Source organism: Agromyces sp. LHK192 (assembly GCF_004006235.1).
Taxonomy (GTDB): Bacteria; Actinomycetota; Actinomycetes; order Actinomycetales; family Microbacteriaceae; genus Agromyces.
Genome location: NZ_CP034753.1, coordinates 503,813 through 523,860 on the forward strand (window position 1 = coordinate 503,813; position 20,048 = coordinate 523,860).

Consider the following 20,048-nt stretch of genomic DNA (forward strand, 5'->3'; position numbering starts at 1 on the left):
CAGGGCGTGGAATGGAAGAACGCCAGGGAGGTGTGCCATGCGCATCCACGATGAGGAACGCGGCGTCGACGTCGTCGCGCACGATCGGTCGAGCCGGCAGGACGACGCGTCGTTCGCCGGACTCGCCCAGCGCCGCGCCGACGTGCTCGGCCCGGCGTCGATGCTGCGCCTGCAGCGCGACGCGGGCAACAGCGCGGTGAGCGGGCTCGTCGCCGAGCAGGAGGACGAACATGCCGGGCACGACCACGGCGCCGAGCGCTCGCCCGTGCTCGACGTCGTGCAGGGCGGAGGCGGTTCACCGCTGGAGAGCGGGGTCCGCGACGACATGGAGTCGCGGCTCGGAGCCGACTTCTCGGACGTCCGCGTGCACACGGGGTCGGATGCGCACGCGTCGGCGCAGTCGGTCGGCGCGCACGCGTACACGGTGGGCAACAATGTCGTGTTCCAACGCGACGCGTTCGACACGTCGTCGACGGCCGGGCGTACGACGCTCGCCCATGAACTGACCCACGTCATGCAGCAGCGTTCGGGCCCCGTCGACGGGACCCCGTCGGGAGGCGGTGTGAGCGTGTCGGATCCGGGGGATCGGTACGAGGTCGCCGCGTCCGAGAACGCCGCCCGCGTGATGAGCGAACCGGCACCGATCCAGCGCGAGACGGATGCCTCGGCCCCCGGGGCAGCCGCGTCGGTCCAGCGCGAGGGCGAGGAGGAGGAACCCGTGCAGGGTTCGTTCGTGCAGCGCGAGGAGGCTCCCGAGGAGGAGGAAGAGGCCGTGCAGGGTTCGTTCGTGCAGCGCGAGGAGGCTCCCGAGGAGGAGGCCGAGGAAGCCTGAGCCCATGCCCCTCCAGCATGCCCATCACGCCCGCGGACCCGCCGCCGCCATCGCCTCGAGGGCCCAGTCGCCGGGCGCCGAAGGCCGTTCGCCGCGGGCGCAGGTGCTGCAGCTCCAGGCGACCGCCGGCAATTCCGCGGTCGCGGCCATGCTCGCCGGGCAGCCGACGAGGCATCCGGTCCAGCGACTCGTCCGTGCCTCCGCCGCAGGCCCGCCCGTGCCGCCGTCGCCGCCCGACCCGAGGAGGCACCCGGGGTTCGTCCGGGCGAAGCAGACCGCGCGCGTCGCGACCGCGAAGCTGACGAGGCATCCGTCGGTCGCTTCGAAGGTGGCGGCCGCGGCGAAGGCCGCGCAGCCGCCCGCCGGAGACAAGGACGCCCAGGCGAAGGCCGCGAAGGCGGGAGAGATGGGAGCCGCGCCGGCCGGCGGATTCGACAAGGCCGCCTTCGTCGCCGCGGTGAAGGCCGCCATCGACAAGCAGTCGCCCAAGACCCTCGAGGACGCCGACGAGTTCGGCCGCTCGGGCAAGTCCGACCGGATCGCCGCCGACGTGCGCGGGCAGGTCGCGCGCGGCAAGGAGGGCGCGGCCAAGCCGATGGCGGATGCCTCCGCGAAGCCGCCCGACCAGTCGCGCGCCGTCGAGAAGCCCGTCGAACCGCTGCCGGCCGAACCGGCCGTCGGCGCACCGCGGATCGAAGCCGGCCAGGCCGCTCCCTCGCGTGCGCCACCGGAGCAGCTCGACCTCAGCCACGGACCCGCGGAGACCAACCGCGAGATGGCCGCGGCCGGGGTGACCGACGAACAGCTCCGGAACTCGAACGAGCCGGAGTTCACCGGCGCGCTCGCCGCGAAGCAGGACGCGCAGCAGCACGCCGCCGCCGCGCCCGCCGCCGTGCGTGCCCAGGAGACCCAGGTGCTCGCGGGCGCGCGACAGGAGGCCGGCGCCCAGGGGGCGCAGGCCTCGATGGCGATGCTCGGCGCCCGCAGCGGCGGACAGGCCCAGGTCGCCGCGAAGCAGGTGCAGCAGCGCTCGAAGGACGAGCAGGAGCGCGCGGCCGTCACCGCCAACGTGACGCGCCTCTTCGACGAGACGAAGGTCGCGGTCGACCAGATCCTGAACGGCATCGACCCGCTCGTCGACCAGGCCTTCAAGGACGGCGAGGGCAAGGCCAAGCAGGCGTTCACCGACCAGCACACGCGCGAGATGCGCGACTTCAAGGACCGGCGCTACTCGGGCGCCGGCGGCGGGCTGCGGTGGACCGCGGACCTGCTCCTGGGGCCGGAGCCCGAGGTCGACCAGATCTTCCGGCGCGCCCGCGCCACCTACGAGGCCGAGATGACGAAGGTCATCAACGCGGTCGCCGACGTCGTCGGCCGCGAACTCACACGCGCGAAGGACCGAGTCGCGGAGGGCCGCGCCAAGATCGACACGTACGTCAAGGGACTCTCGCCGTCGCTTCGCCGGGTCGGTGCGGATGCCGCCAAGGAGGTCGGCGGCCGTTTCGACGAACTCGAGCAGTCGGTCGACGAGAAGGGCAACGCGCTCGCCGAGGACCTCGCCGCGAAGTACGTCGAGGCGCGCACCGCCGTCGACGACGAGATCACGAAGATGCAGGAGGAGCACAAGGGCCTCGTCGACAAGGCGAAGGATGCCGTCGGCGGCGCCATCACGACCATCCTCAAGCTCAAGGACATGCTGCTCGGCGTGCTCGCCCGGGCCGCCGGCGCCGTCGAGAAGATCATCAAGGACCCGATCGGGTTCCTCGGCAACCTCGTCAACGCCGTCAAGGGCGGCATCGTCGCCTTCGGCGCGAACATCCTCACCCACCTGAAGAACGGCCTGCAGGGCTGGCTGTTCGGGGCGCTGTCTGCGGCCGGCATCGAACTCCCGGAGAAGTTCGACCTGCAGGGGGTGCTGAAGCTCGTGCTCTCGATCCTCGGACTCACGTGGGCCAACGTGCGCGCCCGTATCGCCGCGAAGCTCCCGCCCGGGGCGATCGAGCTGGTCGAGCAGGGCTTCGACGTCGTGAAGCTCGTCATGAAGGAAGGACTCGGCGGCATCTGGCGCCTCATCCTCGAGAAGGTCGGCGACATCAAGGAGATGATCATGTCGCAGGTCCGCGAGATGGTCGCCGTCGAGATCATCAAGGCCGGCATCGTCTGGCTCGTCTCGATGCTCAACCCGGCCTCGGCTTTCGTGAAGGCCTGCAAGATGATCTACGACGTCGTGATGTTCTTCGTCGAGAAGGCCCAGCAGATCAAGGCGTTCGTCGACTCGATCCTCGACTCGGTCGAGTCGATCGCCTCCGGCGGCGTCGGCGCGGTCGCCGGGTACATCGAGAACACCCTCGGCAAGATGGTGCCGGTGCTCATCGGCTTCATGGCCTCGCTGCTCGGGCTCGGCGGCATCTCGGGGAAGATCAAGAAGATCATCGAGGCCGTGCAGAAGCCGGTCAACAAGGTCATCGACTGGGTCGTCGGCAAGGCCGTCGCGTTCGGCAAGAAGGCCATCGCGCTCGGCAAGAAGGCGCTCGCCAAGATCAAGGCCAAGGGCAAGGAGGCCTGGGGCAAGTTCAAGGGCAAGCTCGGCATCAAGGAGAAGACGCCGGAGGAGAAGGAGCGCGCCGGCGCGGCGGCCGGAGTCACCGCGATCAACCGATTCGCCGGCAAGCGCGTCGGGCAGCACCTGCTGAAGCCCGCTCTCGGACTGGCCCGAGTTCGGAACGGGCTCGCAGTACTCGAGGCCGTACCGGGCGAGAAGCACTGGATGGTGCGCGCGTCAGTGCAGCGTGAGGTGACGGCCGAGAGTGCGGTCGACAGCGCAGGTGATGGCGAAGTCACATCCGCCACGATGTCCATCACCGAAGCAGTCAGTCCGTCGCAGGCGCTCCCTGAGGGTGTCGTGCGCTTCGGAGCGGCAGAGCGTGACTTCCTGGAGGCCAAGTGGAAGCATCTCGCCGCTGCAGAAGCCGATGCCGTCAAGCGGGCCAAGTATCTGGCGCGGGCCGCTGTCGCGTCGTCTTCGGGCCTACCGACGTGGCGAGCCTCTGAACAGGAACTCGCATGGCTGTACGCGGAGATCGGCGGTGGCGACCAGGGGGCTTACATGGACAACCGGGCCGCCGCCGACCGACCAAAGGGTCACGTGCGACCCGACATCCAGCAGAGCGACTGGCAGATAGAGACAAAGCGCTACCTGCTCGCCCGACCGGGCGGAGAGGATTCACTCATCGACAAACTCAAGGCCCAGTATGCGCGCCGTTTGGAACACCTACCCTATGACCGTCGATTCCAAGCGATCATCGTCGACCTGCGTGGGCAGGGAATCGAACCGGCGAAGGCGCAGGCACTCCGAAGCCGGATTCACATCGAGGTCGTGCAGGCGTGCTACACCGAGGCCGTTGCCGCGGGGAAGTGGCAGGTCGCCTCAGGCAGCTCGGCACCGGGAGCGGACTCGGTCACAGTCGTGATCGGTTGACCGAGTCGAGCGACTGCTCAGGTCAGCATCGGCACCACCTGCCCCTTCGCGCACTTCCCCCTTCCCGACCGATCGCACGCGCAGACTCACCGCCGGAGCGGCATCCGTTCGATGCTGCCTGCATACGCAGATCGCGAAGGAGTCTCCGATGCCCACGTATCTCTCACCCGGCGTCTACGTCCAGGAGGTCGACGCAGGCACGCGCCCGATCGAGGGCGTCGGCACCGCGGTCGCCGCCTTCATCGGCTTGGCCCCCAAGGGCCCCGAGAACACGCCGACCCTCGTGTCGAACTGGACCCAGTTCGTCGAGGAGTTCGGCGGCCTGTACCCCGGTTCGTACCTCGCGTACTCGGTGTACGGCTACTTCCTCAACGGCGGCGGCAACTGCTACGTCGTCCGCATCGGCACGTCGTCGGTGGCGGCGGGCAAAGCCGGCAAGGACGCCAAGGAGGCCCCGAAGGAGCCGCAGGAGGTCGTCGTCGGCGGCTACCGCGTGATCGCGAAGGGCGCCGCGAACAACAAGCCCGTCAAGGTCGAGATCGGCAAGGCCGACGGCGAGAATCCGCCGGACGACGAGTTCAAGCTCGTCATCATGGTCGACGGCCGCCAGCCGGAGACCTACGGCAACGTCTCGACGCAGCCGGCGCGCGACAACTACGTCGTCACGAAGGTCACCGCCGAGTCGAAGATGGTGACCCTCGAAGAGGCAGAGACGTCGACCGCGGTGAAGCCCGCCGTCGGCACGTTCGACCTGGCGATCCCGGAGCCGGAGCCCGAGCCCATCGCGCTCGACCAGATCTCGGCGGCGAACTACGTCGGCGACTCGGCCGACCGCACCGGCTTCACCGGCCTCGAGGAGGTCGAGGAGGTCACCATGGTGAGCGTCCCCGACCTGATGGCCGCGTACGAACAGGGCGCGATCGACCTCGACACGGTGAAGGCCGTGCAGCTGGCGATCATCGCCCACTGCGAGCTGATGGGCGACCGCATGGCGATCCTCGACCCGCCGCCCGCGCTCAACGCGCAGGAGATCGTCGACTGGCGTCGCAACCAGGCCGGCTACGACTCGAAGTTCGCGACCCTCTACTACCCGTGGTTCCAGGTGATGGACCCGCTGACCGGCACGAACCGCTTCGTGCCGCCGTCGGGGCACATGGCCGGGGTCTGGGCGCGCAACGACAGCGAACGCGGCGTGCACAAGGCGCCGGCGAACGAGGTCGTGCGCGGCGCGGTCGCGGTGCAGACGCAGTTGACCCGCACCGAGCAGGAACTGCTCAACCCGATCGGCATCAATGCGATCCGCAACTTCCCGGGCCGAGGCATCCGAGTCTGGGGTGCGAGGACCCTCTCGAGCGACTCGGCCTGGCGGTACGTGAACGTGCGCCGGCTGTTCAACTACCTCGAGAAGTCGATCCTGAACGCGACCCAGTTCGCCGTGTTCGAGCCCAACGACCAGGCCCTGTGGGGCAAGCTGCGGCGTTCGATCTCGGCGTTCCTGATCGGCGAGTGGCGCAAGGGCGCACTGTTCGGCGCCACGCCCGACCAGGCGTTCTTCGTGAAGTGCGACGACGAGACCAACCCGGCCGACGTCATCGACTCGGGCCAGGTGGTCTGCCAGATCGGGGTCGCCCCGGTGAAGCCGGCCGAGTTCGTCATCTTCCAGCTCTCGCAGTTCTCGGGCGGCACCAGCCTGGTCGCCGAGTAGGCGAGCACGCCAGCCGGCACACGCCCACTGAGCCATCCCACAACGAACACAGGAGGAAACCATGGGACTCGCCGACCCGCTCGACTCATCACCGGCCAACGGATTCAAGGTCGTCATCGACGGCATCGAGATCCCGAAGGTGATCGAGGTCTCGGGCCTCAAGTCCGAGGTCGACAAGATCGAGCTCAAGCAGAACACCAACGACGGCAAGTACATCGTGCGCCAGTTGATCGGCCGGCCGAAGGCGGGGGAGTTCACGGTCACCCGCGGCCTCACCGACTCGAAGACGGTCACCGACTGGCTCAAGATGGTCATGGAGGGCGACGTCGCCGGGGCCCGCAAGACGGCGTCGGTCGAGCTGCTCGACTACAAGGGCGAGACGATCAAGACGTACTCGTTCATGAACTGCTGGGTGCGCAGCGTCGAACTCAACTCGCTCAAGGCCGGTGCCGCAGAGCAGGCGACCGAGAAGTTCACCGTCTGCTTCGACGAGGCGACGGTGAGCTGATGCAACGCGTCATCTCCACGCGCGCGAGCACCGACGACGAGGGTCGGGCCGGTGTCGACGAGCCGATGCGCACGGAGTTCGCCTTCGAACTCCCGCGCGGCTTCGTCGACGCCGAGGGCCGGGTGCACCGCCGGGGGGTGATGCGTCTCGCCACCGCGCGCGACGAACTGCTGCCGCTGTACGACGCCCGCGTCCAGGAGAACTCGGCGTACACGACGGTCGTGCTGCTCGGCCGCGTGATCTCGTCGCTCGGCGACCTGCCGAACGTCGACAGTTCCGTCGTCGAGAACATGTTCGCGTCGGACGTCGCGTTCCTGCAGGACTTCTACCGCCGCATCAACGCCGAAGGGCACACGCGCATCGCCGTGACGTGCCCGCAGTGTTCCAACCGGTTCACCGCCGACCTCGCGGGCGGGCGCCTGGGGGAATCATGACGTACGCGGCCGACCGGCTCCACGAGGAGGTCGCGTACGTCGCCTATCACTTCCACTGGTCGCTCGACGAGATCCTCGACCTGGAGCATCCGCAGCGTCTGCGGTACGTGCGGGAGATCGCCGCGATCAACACCCGGATGAGCGAGGAGCGCTGAGCGATGCGCTGGCCGTGGCAGCGGGATCGGGAGCCCGCCGGCGCCGACGCGGCGCCGGGCGGCACGGCGACCGCTGCGCGGCCGGCGGAGCCCACGAGCCCCGCCGGATGGGCGTTCCTGCCGCCGTTGCAGCGGCTGAGCGACGCTCCGACGAGCACGTCGCTCGGGTCGGGATTCGTCGGTTCCCTTCCGACGCGCGTCGACCCGTCGTTCATGGGTTCGATGGGGCATCTCATCGACTCGGATGCCCCGGCCGGCACCGTCGCCGCCGACACCGGGTCGCTCGGCGCCCCGGTCGACGCGCCGGTCCGCGCGTCGGAACTGACGCTCCGTCCGTCGGAGACCCAGGGAGGCGGCGCGACGGTGCAGCGCTCCGCCGGCCTGACAGGCGCGCCCGCCGCTCCGGCGCCGACGCCGGCCACGGCCGCGACGCCGTCGGACGTCGCGACGGTGGGACCACCGGATGCCCCGGCAGCGGCGCTCGACCTGGCCGCCGACGTCGCATCGGGGCCATCGGACGTCGCCGGGCATCCGGTGCCCGACGCCGGTCCAGACACGTCGGCGGCCTCGCACCTGCCGGATGCGCCCGATGCCGCAGTGGGCCCGGACGCCGGCCCGGATGCCCCTGACGCGCCGCCGGCACCCGTGCAGCGTGCGACGCTGGGGGCGACGCCGAGCGCCGCATCCGAGGCCACGGTGCCGAGTCCGACCACGCATGCCGCGACGCCCGACCTCGCGCTGCGCGGCTCCGGTTCCGATGCCTCGCGCGGGCCGGTCGGTGAGCTCCCGCTCACGTCGAGCGGCGAGACGGCTCCGGCCGTGGGGGATTCGGCCGTCGGGGATTCGGCCGCCGGCGATTCGGCCGCTCCGGACCAGGTGGTCCGGGCCGCGCCGGTCGCCGAGCCCGCGCGGACCCCGCCGCGCCGGATGGGCCTCGGGGCCCCGCTCGCACCGGTGCAGCGCACCGGGCCGGCGACGGCGGTCACCCCGAACCCCGCCTTCGGTGCATCCCCCGCTGCTCCTGCAGCCGCGCCGGGAGACGCGGCGATTCCGGCCCCGATCCTCGCCGACCGGGAACTCGGAACCGCGCTCGGCCACGTCGAGCGCACCGAGACCACACCCGGAGCGGAGCACACGGCACCGCGACCCTCGGCGCCACCGGTCGCGATGCCGCTGCAGCGACTGCCCGACCGTGCGCTCGACGTCGGTGCCGACACGATCGCGGACACGGACGGCCGTTCGTCGGATCATCCGGGCGAAGCGGTGCGATCGCCCGACATCCCGACGATCGCGCAACGCTCGCTCACCGTCGACCCGACCGCCGCGCCCGACGACCCGCCGGCTGCGCCCAACGACCTTCCGGTGAAGCCCGAGCAGCTGCCGGCGGCGTCCGCCGACGTCCAGCCGTCGATGCCGACGGATGCCTCGGCGCCGACGGATGCCTCGGCGGGCGAGGCCGGCACGGCTCCCGGTCGGGGCGCCGTCGTCGCACCGACGCCGGTCAGCGCGCCGCGGAGCCTGCCGCTCGTCGCCGCGCGCACGCTGGAACCGGCCATCGGCCCCGCGATCGGCGTCGCGCCGACGCGTTTCGCGGCCGGGCGGCGCGCGGACTCGGGGCCGGTCGTCGTGGCGCGCGTGCTCGCGCCGGGGACGGCGGTGGAGACCGGCGCTCGCACGAGTGCTGCTCGCACGACCGCCCAGAGGGCAGGCGGCACCCCGGTCGGCGTCGTCGGCGGCCCGGCCCCCTCGACATCGTCTGGAACGGCAGCGGCCGATCAGCCGGCGTCCCCGACGGAATCGCCCGGCTCTGCACCCGAGCCGCGCGGATTCCGCGCCTTCGTCCAGCGGTGGAACCCGTTCGGCTCGGCGCCCGCGATGCCGGCTCTCCCCGCCCTGCCCTCGACGCCGTCGATGCCGAGCCTGCCTTCCGTCCCCGACCTGCCGGGCGCCGACGACCTGCCGATCCCATCGTCGATGCCGGCGCTGCCCGCACTCCCGGGCGCCATGCCGGCGCTGCCGGGCGGCATGCCCTCCCTGCCCGGCCACCCCGAGCTCCCCGACCTGCCGTCGATGCCCGCACTGCCCTCATTGCCGTCGTTGCCCGGGGGGATGCCGTCGCTGCCCGCGCTCCCGGGAGGCCTGCCGCCGCTCCCCGCCGGCATCCCGTCGCTTCCGGCCGGCCTCCCCTCGCTGCCCGGCGCGGGATCGCTGCCGCTGCCCCGACCGCCGCAGGGCATCCCGGGCGCGGACGCGCTCGGCGGCCTGGCCGGAGCCGCCTCCGACGCGGTGGGCGGCGCGCTCGGGGATGCGCAGGCCGCGGCATCCGGGGTCGCCGACCAGGCGGCGGGACTCGCCGGGGAGCGGCATCCGCCGTCGGATCGGCGATCGACGGAGCCGGCGGCGCACTCGCCGGAGCCGCGGCGGGCATCGGCGGCGCGCTGCCCGGAGCATCCGGTGCGGCAGCCGCGGGAGCGCCGACGTCGCCGGCCGACCTCGAGAAGCTCGCGGCGCGGCTCTATGCACCGCTGGTGCGGCGCATCAAGTCCGAACTGCTGCTCGATCGCGAGCGGCGCGGCGTCCGGATCGACGGAATCTGACAGGGGTGAGGTGAACCGATGATCGACGACCTGAAGACCGCGGTCAGCGTCAGGTACGAGGTGAAGCTCGACGAGCAGAAGCTCGGCGAGTTCACGGGGTGCGAGGGGCTCGGCGTCGAGGTGGTGCTCGAATCGCGCGAGGAGGGCGGCAACAACCTCTACGTCTGGCAGTTCCCGACCCGCCTGAAGTACCCCAACATCAAGCTCAGTCGCCCGGTCTACGAGGGCTCCAGCGAGATGGTCATCAACTGGATCCTCTCGACCACCGGCGGCATGAAGCGCAGCACCGGCAGCATCGTCGCGAAGACCTCGAAGGGCGCGGTCGTCGCCTCATGGGCGATCAACGACGTGATCCCGGTGCGGTGGACCGGTCCGGGGTTCAGCTCCGACCAGCCGAAGGTGCTCACCGAGACCCTCGAGATCGCGCACCACGGGTTCATCTCGACCGGCGCGAAGTACTAGGAGGCCGTCATGCCGCTCACGCAGACCGAGGAGACCCGGAAGCTCACGAAGGCGTCCATCGAGCTCCTCGAACCCGGTCAGGAACCGGGTCGCCCCGGGCCGAAGATCGCCACCATCGAGTTCCAGCTCAACCCCAAGGAGCTGACGATGGCCAAGAGCGCCAAGTGGGAGTCGAAGAACCAGAAGAAGGCGTCGTCGGCGCCGCCCGCGAGCTACCAGGGCCCGGAGCCGCAGAAGCTGACGGTGGAGATGTACTTCGACGCCTCGCTCTCGCGCGACGCGAGCGTCGTCAAGCACGTGGAGGACCTGTTCGCCGCGACCGCGCCGACCGAGAAGTCGAAGGGCACGAAGACGCCGTCGCCGCCGTGGGTGCGGTTCATGTGGGGCGGGCTCTCGGGGTTCGTCGGCTACATCACCAGCGTCTCGGCGAAGTACACGCTGTTCTCGCCGTCGGGGATGCCGATCCGTGCGGTCTGCACGGTCGCGATGGCCGAGCTCGCGAGCGAGATGGGCAAGCAGAACCCGACCTCGGGCGGGCTCCAACCGCGTCGGCTGCACGTCGTGCGCGAGGGCGACACCCTCGCGATGATCGCCTTCCGCGAGTACGGCAACGCCGCCCTGTGGCGCGCGCTCGCCGATGTGAACGGGATCGACGACCCGATGCGGATGCGTCCGGGCCGGAGCATCCTGCTGCCCGTCGCCGAGGAGTTCGACGCCCCGCGGGAGCCGATCCGGAGGGAGCTCGCGCGTGCCCTCGACTGACGTCTACACCAGCAACCTCCTCGTCGACATCGACGGCAGCCCGCTCGCCGACGACCTCACGACGAAACTGCTGCACGGCCGCATCACGGATGCCGCGAGCCTGCCGGATTCGTTCGACCTCGAGTTCGACGACAACGCCGGCGACCTGCTGACGAAGGCGGGCATCGCGATCGGCAAGAAGGTGAAGATCTCGGTCAAGGTGAACGGTCCGGGCCAGGCGCCCGTCCTGGTCGAGGGCGAGGTGACGGCGCTCGAGCGCGAGGACATCGTCGGCAGCCTCGTCACCCGGGTGCGCGGGCTCGACCGCTCGCACCGGCTCTTCCGCGGCCGGCGTCTGCGTGCATTCATCGACGTCACCGTCGCCGACGTCGTGAAGAAGGTCGCCCAGGAGGCGGGGCTCACGGCCGAGGTCTCGTCCACCCCCGGCGTGCACCACAAGATCAGCCAGGACAACGTGACCGACTGGGTGTTCCTCAAGCGGCTCGCCGACCGGGTCGGGTACACCTTCTCGGTGGAGCGCGGCAAACTCACCTTCGCGAAGCCCGTCGAAGCCGGCGACGCCCCGTCGGGCAGCGTCGCCGCCCGCAGCGACCCGGTCGTCATCGAACACGGGACGAACATCCTGTACCTGCGTTCGACGGTCACCGCCAGCGAACAGGTGCCCGAGGTCGAGGTGCGCGGCTGGGACCCGGTGGGCAAGCAGGCGGTCAGCGCCAAGAAGCCGGCCAAGACGCGCAGCGCCCAGCTGCCCGTCGAGCCGGTCAAGCTCGCGAAGGAGTTCGCCAGCCCGCCCTACCTGCACCCCGGCGGCCAGGGCGACCAGCAGTCGCAGGAGCAGCTCGCCGGCGCGTTCGCGGAGCGCATCGCCGGCGGGTTCGCCGAGCTCGAGGCGGTCGTGCTGGGCTCGGCGTCCCTGCGGTCCGGCACCGCGGTGAGCGTGCGCGGGTTCGGCGACCCCTTCGACGGACGGTACGTCGTGACCGAGTCGGTCCACGAGTTCTCGGCGGAGGTCGGCTACACGACGAAGGTGCACGTCACGAACGCCTCCGACCGGTCGCTGTACGGGATCGCGACCGGAGGGGCATCCGTCACCGGTGCCGCAGCGACCGCCGGTTCGGCGGCATTCCGGTTCCCGGGCGTGCTGCCCGCCATCGTCACCAAGCACGGCGACAAGGAGTTCGAGGGTCTCGTCGCGGTGAAGATCCCGGCGCTCTCCGACGATTACGAGAGCAGCTGGGCGCGAACCCTGCAGCTCGGCGCCGGGAACGCCTACGGCTGGACGGTCCTGCCGGAGGTCGGCGACGAGGTGCTCGTCGCCTTCGAGGGCGGTGACCTCGACCGGCCCTACGTGCTCGGCGGCCTCTTCAACGGCAAGGACCTGCCGCTCGACCCGTGGAAGGACCTCGTCAAGAACGGCAAGGTCGCCCAGCGCGTGTGGACCTCGCGCACCGGCATGGTCGTCGAGTTCATGGAGGACGGCTCGAAGGAGTACGTGCAGATCTCGTCGAACGAGCGCGCCCAGCGGATCACCCTGACCCAGAACCAGGACAAGGGCATCGAGATCATCTCGGAGGGCCCGGTGAAGGTCACCGCGAAGAAGGATGCCACCGTCGAGGCCGCGTCGGGCGCGATCAAGCTGACCGGCAAGACCGTCGAGATCGAGGCCACGACCGACCTGAAGCTCAAGGGCGGCTCCAGTGCCGAATTCGGGGCGCCGAACGTGAAGGTCAAGGCCGACGCCAGCGCCGAGGTCTCGGGCGCCACCGTCGCGGTGAAGGCGCAGGGCACCGCCGAGCTGTCGGCGAGCGGCGTCACGACGGTCCGCGGCTCGCTGGTGAAGATCAACTGAGGGCGGGAGAGGCCATGGCACAGGAGTTCGTCGGACGCGGGTGGTCGTTCCCCGTGCACGCCGACGACACGGGCAGGATCGCCCTGTCGTCGAACGAGCGCGAGATCGAGGAGGCCATCCGGCTCATCCTCGCGACGGCCCCCGGCGAGCGGCCGATGCGCCCCGAGTTCGGCTGCGCCGTGCACGACTACGTGTTCGCCCCGGCGGACGCGGCGACGGCCGGCGCCATCGGCGCCGCCGTGCGATCGGCCCTGCGTTTCTGGGAACCGCGGATCGAGGTCGCCGACGTCTCCGTCTCGTTCGATCGAGCCGACGAGGGATGCCTCCTCATCGACGTCGCCTACGTGATCCTCGGCACGAACGACCCGCGCAACCTGGTGTTCCCCTTCTACGTGATCCCCCGCGAGGACTCGGAGGTGCCGTCATGACCCTGCCCACGCCGAACCTGGACGACCGGAGGTTCCAGGACCTCGTCGACGACGCGAAGCGGCTCGTGGCCCTGCGCTGCCCGGAGTGGAGCGACCACAACGTCTCGGACCCGGGCGTCACGATCATCGAGGCGTTCGCGTTCATGACCGACGAACTGCTCTACCGGCTGAACCGCGTGCCCGACAAGCTCTACCTGAGCTTCCTCGAGCTGCTCGGGGTCGAGCTGTTCCCCCCGAGCGCCGCCACCGCCGACGTCGTCCTGTGGCTGTCGGCACCCAACGCCGAGACCGTCGTCGTGCCGCCGCGAACAGAGGTCGGCACGCCGCGCACCGAGGACCGGGCGTCGATCGTGTTCTCGACGGTCGAGCAGCTCGAGATCCCGCCGCGATCGGCCTCGCTGGTCGGAACGTCCCCGGTCGAGGGCGAGGCGTGGGCGGGCCGGGCGAACCTCAAGGACGGCCCGCTGGACCCCTTCTCCGAGCAGCCCGCGATCGGCGACGCGCTGCTCGTCGGACTCTCGGAGCCGTCGGGCGGGCTCGCCCTGTCGATCCGGGTCGACAGCACCGTGCGCGGCGTCGGCGTCGACCCGCTCGACCCGCCGATCGCCTGGGAGGCGTGGACCGGCGCCGACTGGTCGGCGTGCGACGTCGTCTCGGACGGCACCGGCGGCCTCAACCGGCCCGGCGAGGTCGTGCTCATCGTGCCGCGCGGGCACGAGGCATCCGTCGTCGCCGGCGAGCGCTCGGCGTGGCTGCGCTGCCGGGTCGTCGAGGTGCCCGAGGGCACACCCACCTATTCGGCGTCGCCCGTGGTGCGCTCGGTCGAGGCCGAGACCGTCGGCGGCGTGGTCGCCGCCGTGCACGCCGCGACCGTCACCGACGAGGTGCTCGGGCTCTCGGAGGGTGTGCCGGGGCAGGACTTCGAACTCGACGGACGCCCGGTGCTCGACGACGGCGAGCCGTTCGTGGTCGAGGTCGGCGGCGGCGGCGACTGGGAGGCGTGGACCGAGGTCGACTCGTTCGCGGGCTCCGGCCCCGACGACCGGGTCATCCGCGTCGATCGCACCCGGGGCGTCGTCTCGTTCCCGCCGGCGGTGCGCGAGCCCGACGGGTCGCTCCGACGGTTCGGCGCCGTCCCGCCGAAGGGTGCGCCCATGCGGGTGCCCCGCTACCGGCTCGGCGGCGGGGTCGCCGGCAACGTGTCCGCCGGCGCGCTCAACGTGCTGCGGTCGACCGTGCCGTTCGTCAGCGGCACCGTGAACCGCCGCGCCGCGCACGACGGGAGCGACGGCGAGACCATCGACGAAGCGCGGGTGCGCGGTCCGCTGGCCGTGCGCACCCGCGACCGCGCGGTCACCGCCGACGACTACGAGCACCTCGCGCGCAGCGCTGCTCCGGGCATCGCGCGAGCGCACTGCGTGCCCGCCGCGGACGCGGTGAACGGCGCGCGGCTGCTGATCGTGCCGACGGTCTCGAGCGACGCCGACGGCCGGATCGCGTTCGCCGACCTGCTGCCCTCGGACGAGTTGCTGCAGGCGATCTCCGACGACCTCGACGCGCGGCGGCCGGTGGGGTCGCGGCTCGTGATCGAGCCCCCCGCCTACCAGGGCATCACGGTCGTCGCGAAGCTCGTCGCACGTCCGCGTGCGGCGGTCGAGGCGCTCCGCACGCAGGCCCTCACGGCGCTGTACCGGCACTTCGATCCCGTCGTCGGCGGGGCGAACGGCACCGGCTGGCCCTTCGGACGACCCGTGCTGGCCGGCGAGGTCTACTCGGTGCTCCAGTCGCTGCCCGGCACCGAGCTCGTCGACGAGGTGCTGCTCTTCGGTGCCGACCCCGTGACCGGCAAGCGAGGCGAGCCGGCCCAGCGCATCGTGCTCGATCCGGATGCCCTCGTGTTCAGCTTCGAGCACAAGGTCCGAGTGGTCTCGGGGGTGTGACGTGCGCGGTGCGATCCCGGGTCTGCCCTCGCCGGCGGCCTACCTCACCAGGCTTCCCGCGATCCTGCAGGAGGACGAGTTCCTCCAGCGCATGATGCCGGCGTTCGACGACGCGACGGCGCCGGTGCTCTCCGTGCTCGACAACCTCGCGGCGTACCTCGACCCGCACCTGACGCCCGCCGACCACCTCGACTGGCTCGCGAGCTGGGTGGACATCAGCGTCGACCAGGCCTGGACCGTGCAGCAGCGCCGCGACATCGTCGCCGGCGCCGTGGCACTCCACCGGCGTACCGGGACGGCCGGCGGCATCGCCGACGCGGTGCGGCTCGCCGCAGGCCCCGACTCGACCGTCGAGGTCGACGAATCCGGGGGCACCGCGTGGTCGGCGAAACCGGGCGGGAAGCTGCCCGGCCGCGACGAGCCGGGCGTGACGGTGACGGTGACGCTGCCGGATGCCTCGGCCGACGGCCTCGAGGCGAGACTGACACGGGTCGTCCGTTCCCTCGTGCCCGCGCACGTGCCATGCTCGGTGCAGCTGCGTGGGGCGAAGGGCGGCAAGGGATGAGCGAAGGCAGGACGCTGGCCTGTCCGAGTTGCGGCACGCTGAACGCCGACGACGACGACTTCTGCGGCGCGTGCGGCGAGTACCTCGGCTGGGAGGCCGACTCGAACGCGCCCTCTGCGGCGGAGGCGTCGGCAGTGGCCCCCGAGCCGGAGCCCGAACCGGAGCCACGCTGGTCGAGTAGCGAAGCGTATCGAGACCCGGACCCGGAGCCGGAGCCCGAACCCGAGCCCGAACCAGAACCCGAGCCGGAGCCGGAGCCGGAGCCGGAGCCCGAACCGGAGCCCGAGCCCGAACCCGAGCCCGAGCCGGAGCCGGAGCCGGAGCCCGAGCCCGAGCCCGAGCCCGAGCCGGAGCCCGAGCCCGAGCCGGAGCCAGAACCAGAACCAGAACCCGAGCCCGAACCAGAACCCGAGCCGGAGCCCGAACCAGAACCAGAACGCGATCCCGAGCCCGCGCCTGCGCCCCTTGCCGTCGCGGCCGCCGCCGCGACGATCGCCGCGGCCCAGCCCGCGGCGCGCCGTCCGTCGGTTCAGCCTCCCGTGCAGCGACCCGCCGAACAGCCGACGGCGCAGCGCCCGACCGCGCAGGTTGCCCCCGCCCAGCCACTCGCGCCCCAGCCTGCCGCGCGCAAGCCCACGGATGCCCCGCGCCGCAAGCCGCCCCTTCGGCGGACGGCCCGGCCCGAGGACGCGCCGCGGCCGGGGGAGGTCGTGTGCCCGATGTGCGGTGCGGGCAACGCCCCCGATCGCAACTTCTGCCGGCGCTGCGCGACGCAGCTCGGCGCCTCGGCGATGCCGGTCCTCGCACCGTCGGCGCAGCCGGAGGCGGGGGCGAGGCCGCTCGTGCGCACCCGCCGATTCCGTCCGGTCTGGGTGGTCCTCCCGCTGATCATCCTCGTGCTGGCGGCCGCGGCGTGGTTCTCGCGCGGCTGGATCGGAGACATGGTCGCCGGGTTCGTCGACCGCGTGGCCGCTGCGACACCCGTGAGCCCGGTGACGATCGTGTCGTCGAGCAAGGCGGAGGGGCGGCCGCCCGAGGCGACGTACGACGGCTTCTCGAACACGTCGTGGGCGCCGGCACCGACCGGGGCCGCGGCCGGCGAGTTCGTCGAGGCCGCGTTCGACGAGCCGTTCCGATTGGTGTCGTTGCAGATGGTGCCCGGGGCATCCGATGACCCCGCGGAATTCCTCGCCCAGGCGCGGCCCGACACCGTCCTGGTGACGGTGACCCGCGCGGACGGCTCGACCGTCGAACGCACGATCACCGTCGCCGACCAGCCGGGCTCGCAGTCGTGGGAGATGGGGATCGACGACGTCACCGGCCTTCGACTCACGATCGGCACGGCGCACGGGGCGACCGACCAGACCCACGTCGCGATCGCCGAGCTCGGGTTCCGCGGACGCTGATCCGGCCGCGTTCGGTCAGTCGACGCCGAGGGCGACGCGCATCCGTCGGTAGCCCTGCTCGGCGCGCCGGGTCGCGACCACGTCGCCGGACTCGCGGTGCACGGCGAGCAGGGCGCGCCACGAAGCGTCGTGCCACGGGTCGATCTCGATGGCGCGGGTCGCGGCGTCGAGCGCGCCGTCGCGGTCGCCCGACCGCAGTTCGAGGTGGGCGAGCGCCGACGCCGCCTCGCAGGCGCGCATCCGGTAGCGGTCACGGGCGCCGACCGCCCACTCCGCGGGGCCGTCCTCCGGCAGCACGTCGCCGACGTAGCGTCCGAGCGCGCGCCGAAGGCCGTCCGCGGTGCCGTCGGCATCGCCGTTGCGGCGTGCGAGCGCTGCGCCGTCGAGGTTCGCGTCGAAGTCGGCGAGGTCGCAGTCCCGACGATCGGCGAGGCGCAGCTGGTACGCCTCGCCGTCGCGTGCGACGATCCGATCGGCGGTGTCGAGGCCCAATGCCCGGCGCAGGCTCGAGACGCTGACGTGGAGGGCGTGCATCGCCGAGGTCGACCCGAGTTCGCCCCAGATGACCTCGGCGATGAGTTCCCGGTGCACCGGCGAACCCGCGTTCAGCGCCAGCATCCGCAGCACGTTCCGGGCTTGCGGTCGTACGCCGTGCAGGTCGAGGTCGCGCCCGTCGACCGTGAGGCGGAAGCCGCCGAAGCAGCCCACGGTCACGCGCGGGATCCGGTCGACCAGGATCGGTGCCGTGTCGGTCCGGAACGATGCCCTCGACGTGTGCGCGCCATTCGTCGCGCCGAAGCGGGCGGACCTCGCGTGGAGGTCGATGGGCAGCCGCGGCATCCCGGCATCCAGCGCTGCGGAGCGTGCGCGTGCGGCGCGGGAGGTGTCGCCGCTCGTGATCAGGCGCGCGGCGTCGAGCCAGGCCCGGGCCGCGGGCCCGGGGGTGACCAGCGCGTCCGCCTCGGCGGAGTTCAGGAGTTGCCCGGCTCGGGAGTCGCCGTGCACGGCCGCGAGGTACGCGGCTGCGGAGGCCGCAACCGTCGCCGCCTCGGTCGCTCCGATACGGTCGAGCCGTTCGGCGAGCGCGAGTGCGCGGCGGGTCTCGCCCTGTCCGGCACGAGCCCTGCTCAGGAACCAGGCGCCCTCGATGAACGCGGCACCCTCGTCGTCGCCGCGCGTCTCGCACTCCGCGATCACCTCGTGCACCGCCCGAGGCGGTGCGTCGGTGCTCGTGGCGGCCAGGAGACCGCGTGCGATGCGTGCGAGTCCCGACAACCCGTGCGCGGATGCCTCGGCCTCGATCTGGCACAGCGCCGCACCGGTGTCGGCCGGTGGAGTGTGTCCCGACCGGGCGATCGCCAGCACGAGTCGCGAGCTGAGGTGCGCGCCCACAGGTGCATCGATCTGAGACCGCCGCGTCAGCATGCGGACCGCGGTCACGGCGTCGCCGGCGAGCAGTCGGTGGGCTGCGCCGCGCGGGTCGAGCGTGGTGCGGTTCGGCTCGGACGTCCGTGATGACGATCGACCGGATGCCGCGGCGCCGGCGCCGAACGGGAGTGCGAGGGCGTCGAGATCCTCGCGCAGCGCCGCCACGACCGGCGCGAGGTCGCGGTCGAGTCGTGCGGCGACCGCCTCGAGCCGACGGCGAGCGGCATCGGGTTCGCGATCGTCGATCAGTGCACGGACCCGGAGCAGGTCGGCGAACTCGTCGCCCGGCAGCGCCCGGTTCTGCTCCCACGAGGCGGCGCCCGGCCGGGCGAGCGTCAGGGGGTCGCGCCGCTGCACGGCGGCGACCTCGTCGAGGTGCCCGGCATCCGCGAGCACCCGGACCGCGTCGGTGGTCGGCAGGACGGCGGCGACGCGGTGCACGAGCGCGCGCCGATCCGCGGTCGAGAGGCGGGAGGCCAGGTGGCGGCGGAGCATCCGCGGCAGTTCCCGACCGCCGTCGGGACGAAGGCGATGCGGCAGGACACCGTCGTCGAGCAGACCGACCACCGTCTCGCGGTCGACCGCGCCGAGCAGGTCGGCGAGCGGCCCGAATCGCACGATCGGAAGCGCGCTCGCAGTCGTGAGGACCGCTCGCGTCGCGGGCTGGAGGTCGGCGAGCATCGACTCGAGCGTCGGCGCGAGCACTCCTCCCGCGATCACCGCGCTGATCGCGGAATCCAGTCCCTCGCGGTCGACGCCGGTCACGGCCCTCGCGAGGGCATCGACGAGCGCGGGCGATCCGGCGGTCTCCGCGAGGATCCTCGAAGCCTCCGAGAGCGGGGGGCATGCTGCACCCGCCGCTTCGAAGACGGCTCCCACCTCGTCGAGTCGGATCGCGAGGTCGCGCGGCCCCAGGATCGAGGTCGATCCGTGCTCGGCGCGGCACATGGCGAACGGGAGCGGCTCGCGCGAGGCGATGATCACCCGCATCGGCGCGTCGGCCACGAATTGTTCGAGGACATCGGATGCCTCGCCGCCCGAGCACCATTCCGCGTCGTCGATGAACACCGCCGTCGCATCGGACCTTCTGGCGACCTCGAGCAGGGCGGCGAGCGCGCTCGGCGTCGCATGGCCGGCGGTGCAGCGCAGCACGAGCGGAGCGGCCTCGGCAGCAGCGGCGCTCGCGATCAGGGTGGACTTGCCGGCACCGACACCGGCGATGAGGAACACGCGTCGGGCCGAGAGGCGGGGGAGCAGGCGCGGGCGATCGATGCCGCATTCCGCGGCGACGACCTGGCCCGATTCCGCGTGCATCATCGCCCCAATTCGTGCGTCGAGAGCCCAGTGATGCGAGAAAGATAGTCCTGCCTCCAGTTCGGCCGCATCAGTGCCCTCCCCGAACTGGGGGTACTCGGCGACGAGGAAATCCGCAGCCGGATACGATGTGGACGCCCTCCCCCGAAGCCCCGATTGGAGCCGACGTGTCGAACCCCGACCCG

Annotated in this window: 15 protein-coding genes; 14 read left to right on the top strand and 1 reads right to left on the bottom strand. The window is 71.9% G+C overall.

Annotation, left to right across the window (positions count from 1 at the left end; genetic code table 11):
- Positions 1 to 37 precede the first annotated feature (37 nt).
- The 14 genes from ELQ40_RS02265 to ELQ40_RS18905 all read left to right on the top strand — a co-directional run bounded on the left by ELQ40_RS02265 (position 38) and on the right by ELQ40_RS18905 (position 17,121).
- Entirely contained in the window at positions 38 to 832 is a 795-nt protein-coding gene (locus ELQ40_RS02265; RefSeq protein WP_127792215.1) for a DUF4157 domain-containing protein, read from the top strand.
- A gap of 4 nt (positions 833 to 836) precedes the next feature.
- Positions 837 to 4,310: a hypothetical protein gene (locus ELQ40_RS02270; protein WP_127792216.1), complete on the top strand. Its 3,474-nt coding sequence runs from the start codon at positions 837 to 839 to the stop codon at positions 4,308 to 4,310.
- A 148-nt stretch (positions 4,311 to 4,458) separates the two neighbouring features.
- The gene (locus tag ELQ40_RS02275) at positions 4,459 to 6,015 is read left to right on the top strand and encodes a phage tail sheath subtilisin-like domain-containing protein (RefSeq protein WP_127792217.1); all 1,557 of its coding nucleotides are present in this window, start codon (positions 4,459 to 4,461) and stop codon (positions 6,013 to 6,015) included.
- Between the two features lie 61 nt (positions 6,016 to 6,076).
- A complete protein-coding gene (locus tag ELQ40_RS02280; RefSeq protein WP_127792218.1) occupies positions 6,077 to 6,523 on the top strand; it encodes a phage tail protein in 447 nt (148 codons plus the stop codon).
- Positions 6,523 to 6,957: a hypothetical protein gene (locus tag ELQ40_RS02285; RefSeq protein ID WP_127792219.1), complete on the top strand. Its 435-nt coding sequence runs from the start codon at positions 6,523 to 6,525 to the stop codon at positions 6,955 to 6,957. The genes ELQ40_RS02280 and ELQ40_RS02285 overlap by 1 nt, the downstream gene beginning before the upstream one ends.
- The gene (locus ELQ40_RS02290) at positions 6,954 to 7,112 is read left to right on the top strand and encodes a DUF6760 family protein (RefSeq protein ID WP_127792220.1); all 159 of its coding nucleotides are present in this window, start codon (positions 6,954 to 6,956) and stop codon (positions 7,110 to 7,112) included. The genes ELQ40_RS02285 and ELQ40_RS02290 overlap by 4 nt, the downstream gene beginning before the upstream one ends.
- Positions 7,113 to 7,115: 3 nt before the next feature.
- Positions 7,116 to 9,731 (top strand): hypothetical protein, encoded by a 2,616-nt coding sequence (locus ELQ40_RS02295; RefSeq protein WP_127792221.1) that lies wholly within the window; start codon positions 7,116 to 7,118, stop codon positions 9,729 to 9,731.
- Complete coding sequence (locus ELQ40_RS02300) at positions 9,728 to 10,171, top strand: phage tail protein (protein WP_127792222.1); 444 nt, start codon at positions 9,728 to 9,730, stop codon at positions 10,169 to 10,171. The genes ELQ40_RS02295 and ELQ40_RS02300 overlap by 4 nt, the downstream gene beginning before the upstream one ends.
- A 9-nt stretch (positions 10,172 to 10,180) precedes the next feature.
- Positions 10,181 to 10,933, top strand: coding sequence for a LysM peptidoglycan-binding domain-containing protein (locus tag ELQ40_RS02305; RefSeq protein WP_127792223.1), 753 nt, complete (start codon positions 10,181 to 10,183; stop codon positions 10,931 to 10,933).
- Entirely contained in the window at positions 10,920 to 12,782 is a 1,863-nt protein-coding gene (locus ELQ40_RS02310) for a VgrG-related protein (protein ID WP_127792224.1), read from the top strand. Before ELQ40_RS02305 ends, ELQ40_RS02310 begins: the two co-directional genes overlap by 14 nt.
- A gap of 14 nt (positions 12,783 to 12,796) precedes the next feature.
- Positions 12,797 to 13,210, top strand: coding sequence for a GPW/gp25 family protein (locus tag ELQ40_RS02315; RefSeq protein WP_127792225.1), 414 nt, complete (start codon positions 12,797 to 12,799; stop codon positions 13,208 to 13,210).
- Positions 13,207 to 15,150, top strand: coding sequence for a putative baseplate assembly protein (locus ELQ40_RS02320; protein WP_127792226.1), 1,944 nt, complete (start codon positions 13,207 to 13,209; stop codon positions 15,148 to 15,150). The genes ELQ40_RS02315 and ELQ40_RS02320 overlap by 4 nt, the downstream gene beginning before the upstream one ends.
- Position 15,151: 1 nt before the next feature.
- Positions 15,152 to 15,715, top strand: coding sequence for a phage tail protein (locus ELQ40_RS02325; protein ID WP_164863451.1), 564 nt, complete (start codon positions 15,152 to 15,154; stop codon positions 15,713 to 15,715).
- Positions 15,712 to 17,121, top strand: a complete 1,410-nt coding sequence (locus ELQ40_RS18905) for a zinc ribbon domain-containing protein (protein ID WP_205649409.1) — start codon at positions 15,712 to 15,714, stop codon at positions 17,119 to 17,121. The genes ELQ40_RS02325 and ELQ40_RS18905 overlap by 4 nt, the downstream gene beginning before the upstream one ends.
- 15 nt (positions 17,122 to 17,136) lie before the next feature.
- Here the strand turns inward: ELQ40_RS18905 and ELQ40_RS02335 are convergent, their stop codons facing one another.
- The gene (locus ELQ40_RS02335) at positions 17,137 to 19,866 is read right to left on the bottom strand and encodes a BTAD domain-containing putative transcriptional regulator (RefSeq protein WP_127792228.1); all 2,730 of its coding nucleotides are present in this window, start codon (positions 19,864 to 19,866) and stop codon (positions 17,137 to 17,139) included.
- Between the last annotated feature and the right edge of the window lie 182 nt (positions 19,867 to 20,048).

What these genes read in the sequence shown, in the direction of transcription:
- ELQ40_RS02315 (WP_127792225.1), top strand. Translation starts at nt 12,797, where the DNA reads ATGGCACAGGAGTTCGTCGGACGCGGGTGGTCGTTCCCCGTGCACGCC.
- ELQ40_RS02270 (WP_127792216.1), top strand. Translation starts at nt 837, where the DNA reads ATGCCCCTCCAGCATGCCCATCACGCCCGCGGACCCGCCGCCGCCATC.
- ELQ40_RS02290 (WP_127792220.1), top strand. Translation starts at nt 6,954, where the DNA reads ATGACGTACGCGGCCGACCGGCTCCACGAGGAGGTCGCGTACGTCGCC.
- ELQ40_RS02300 (WP_127792222.1), top strand. Translation starts at nt 9,728, where the DNA reads ATGATCGACGACCTGAAGACCGCGGTCAGCGTCAGGTACGAGGTGAAG.
- ELQ40_RS02275 (WP_127792217.1), top strand. Translation starts at nt 4,459, where the DNA reads ATGCCCACGTATCTCTCACCCGGCGTCTACGTCCAGGAGGTCGACGCA.
- ELQ40_RS18905 (WP_205649409.1), top strand. Translation starts at nt 15,712, where the DNA reads ATGAGCGAAGGCAGGACGCTGGCCTGTCCGAGTTGCGGCACGCTGAAC.
- ELQ40_RS02335 (WP_127792228.1), bottom strand. Translation starts at nt 19,866, where the DNA reads ATGATGCACGCGGAATCGGGCCAGGTCGTCGCCGCGGAATGCGGCATC.
- ELQ40_RS02280 (WP_127792218.1), top strand. Translation starts at nt 6,077, where the DNA reads ATGGGACTCGCCGACCCGCTCGACTCATCACCGGCCAACGGATTCAAG.
- ELQ40_RS02295 (WP_127792221.1), top strand. Translation starts at nt 7,116, where the DNA reads ATGCGCTGGCCGTGGCAGCGGGATCGGGAGCCCGCCGGCGCCGACGCG.
- ELQ40_RS02320 (WP_127792226.1), top strand. Translation starts at nt 13,207, where the DNA reads ATGACCCTGCCCACGCCGAACCTGGACGACCGGAGGTTCCAGGACCTC.
- ELQ40_RS02285 (WP_127792219.1), top strand. Translation starts at nt 6,523, where the DNA reads ATGCAACGCGTCATCTCCACGCGCGCGAGCACCGACGACGAGGGTCGG.
- ELQ40_RS02305 (WP_127792223.1), top strand. Translation starts at nt 10,181, where the DNA reads ATGCCGCTCACGCAGACCGAGGAGACCCGGAAGCTCACGAAGGCGTCC.
- ELQ40_RS02265 (WP_127792215.1), top strand. Translation starts at nt 38, where the DNA reads ATGCGCATCCACGATGAGGAACGCGGCGTCGACGTCGTCGCGCACGAT.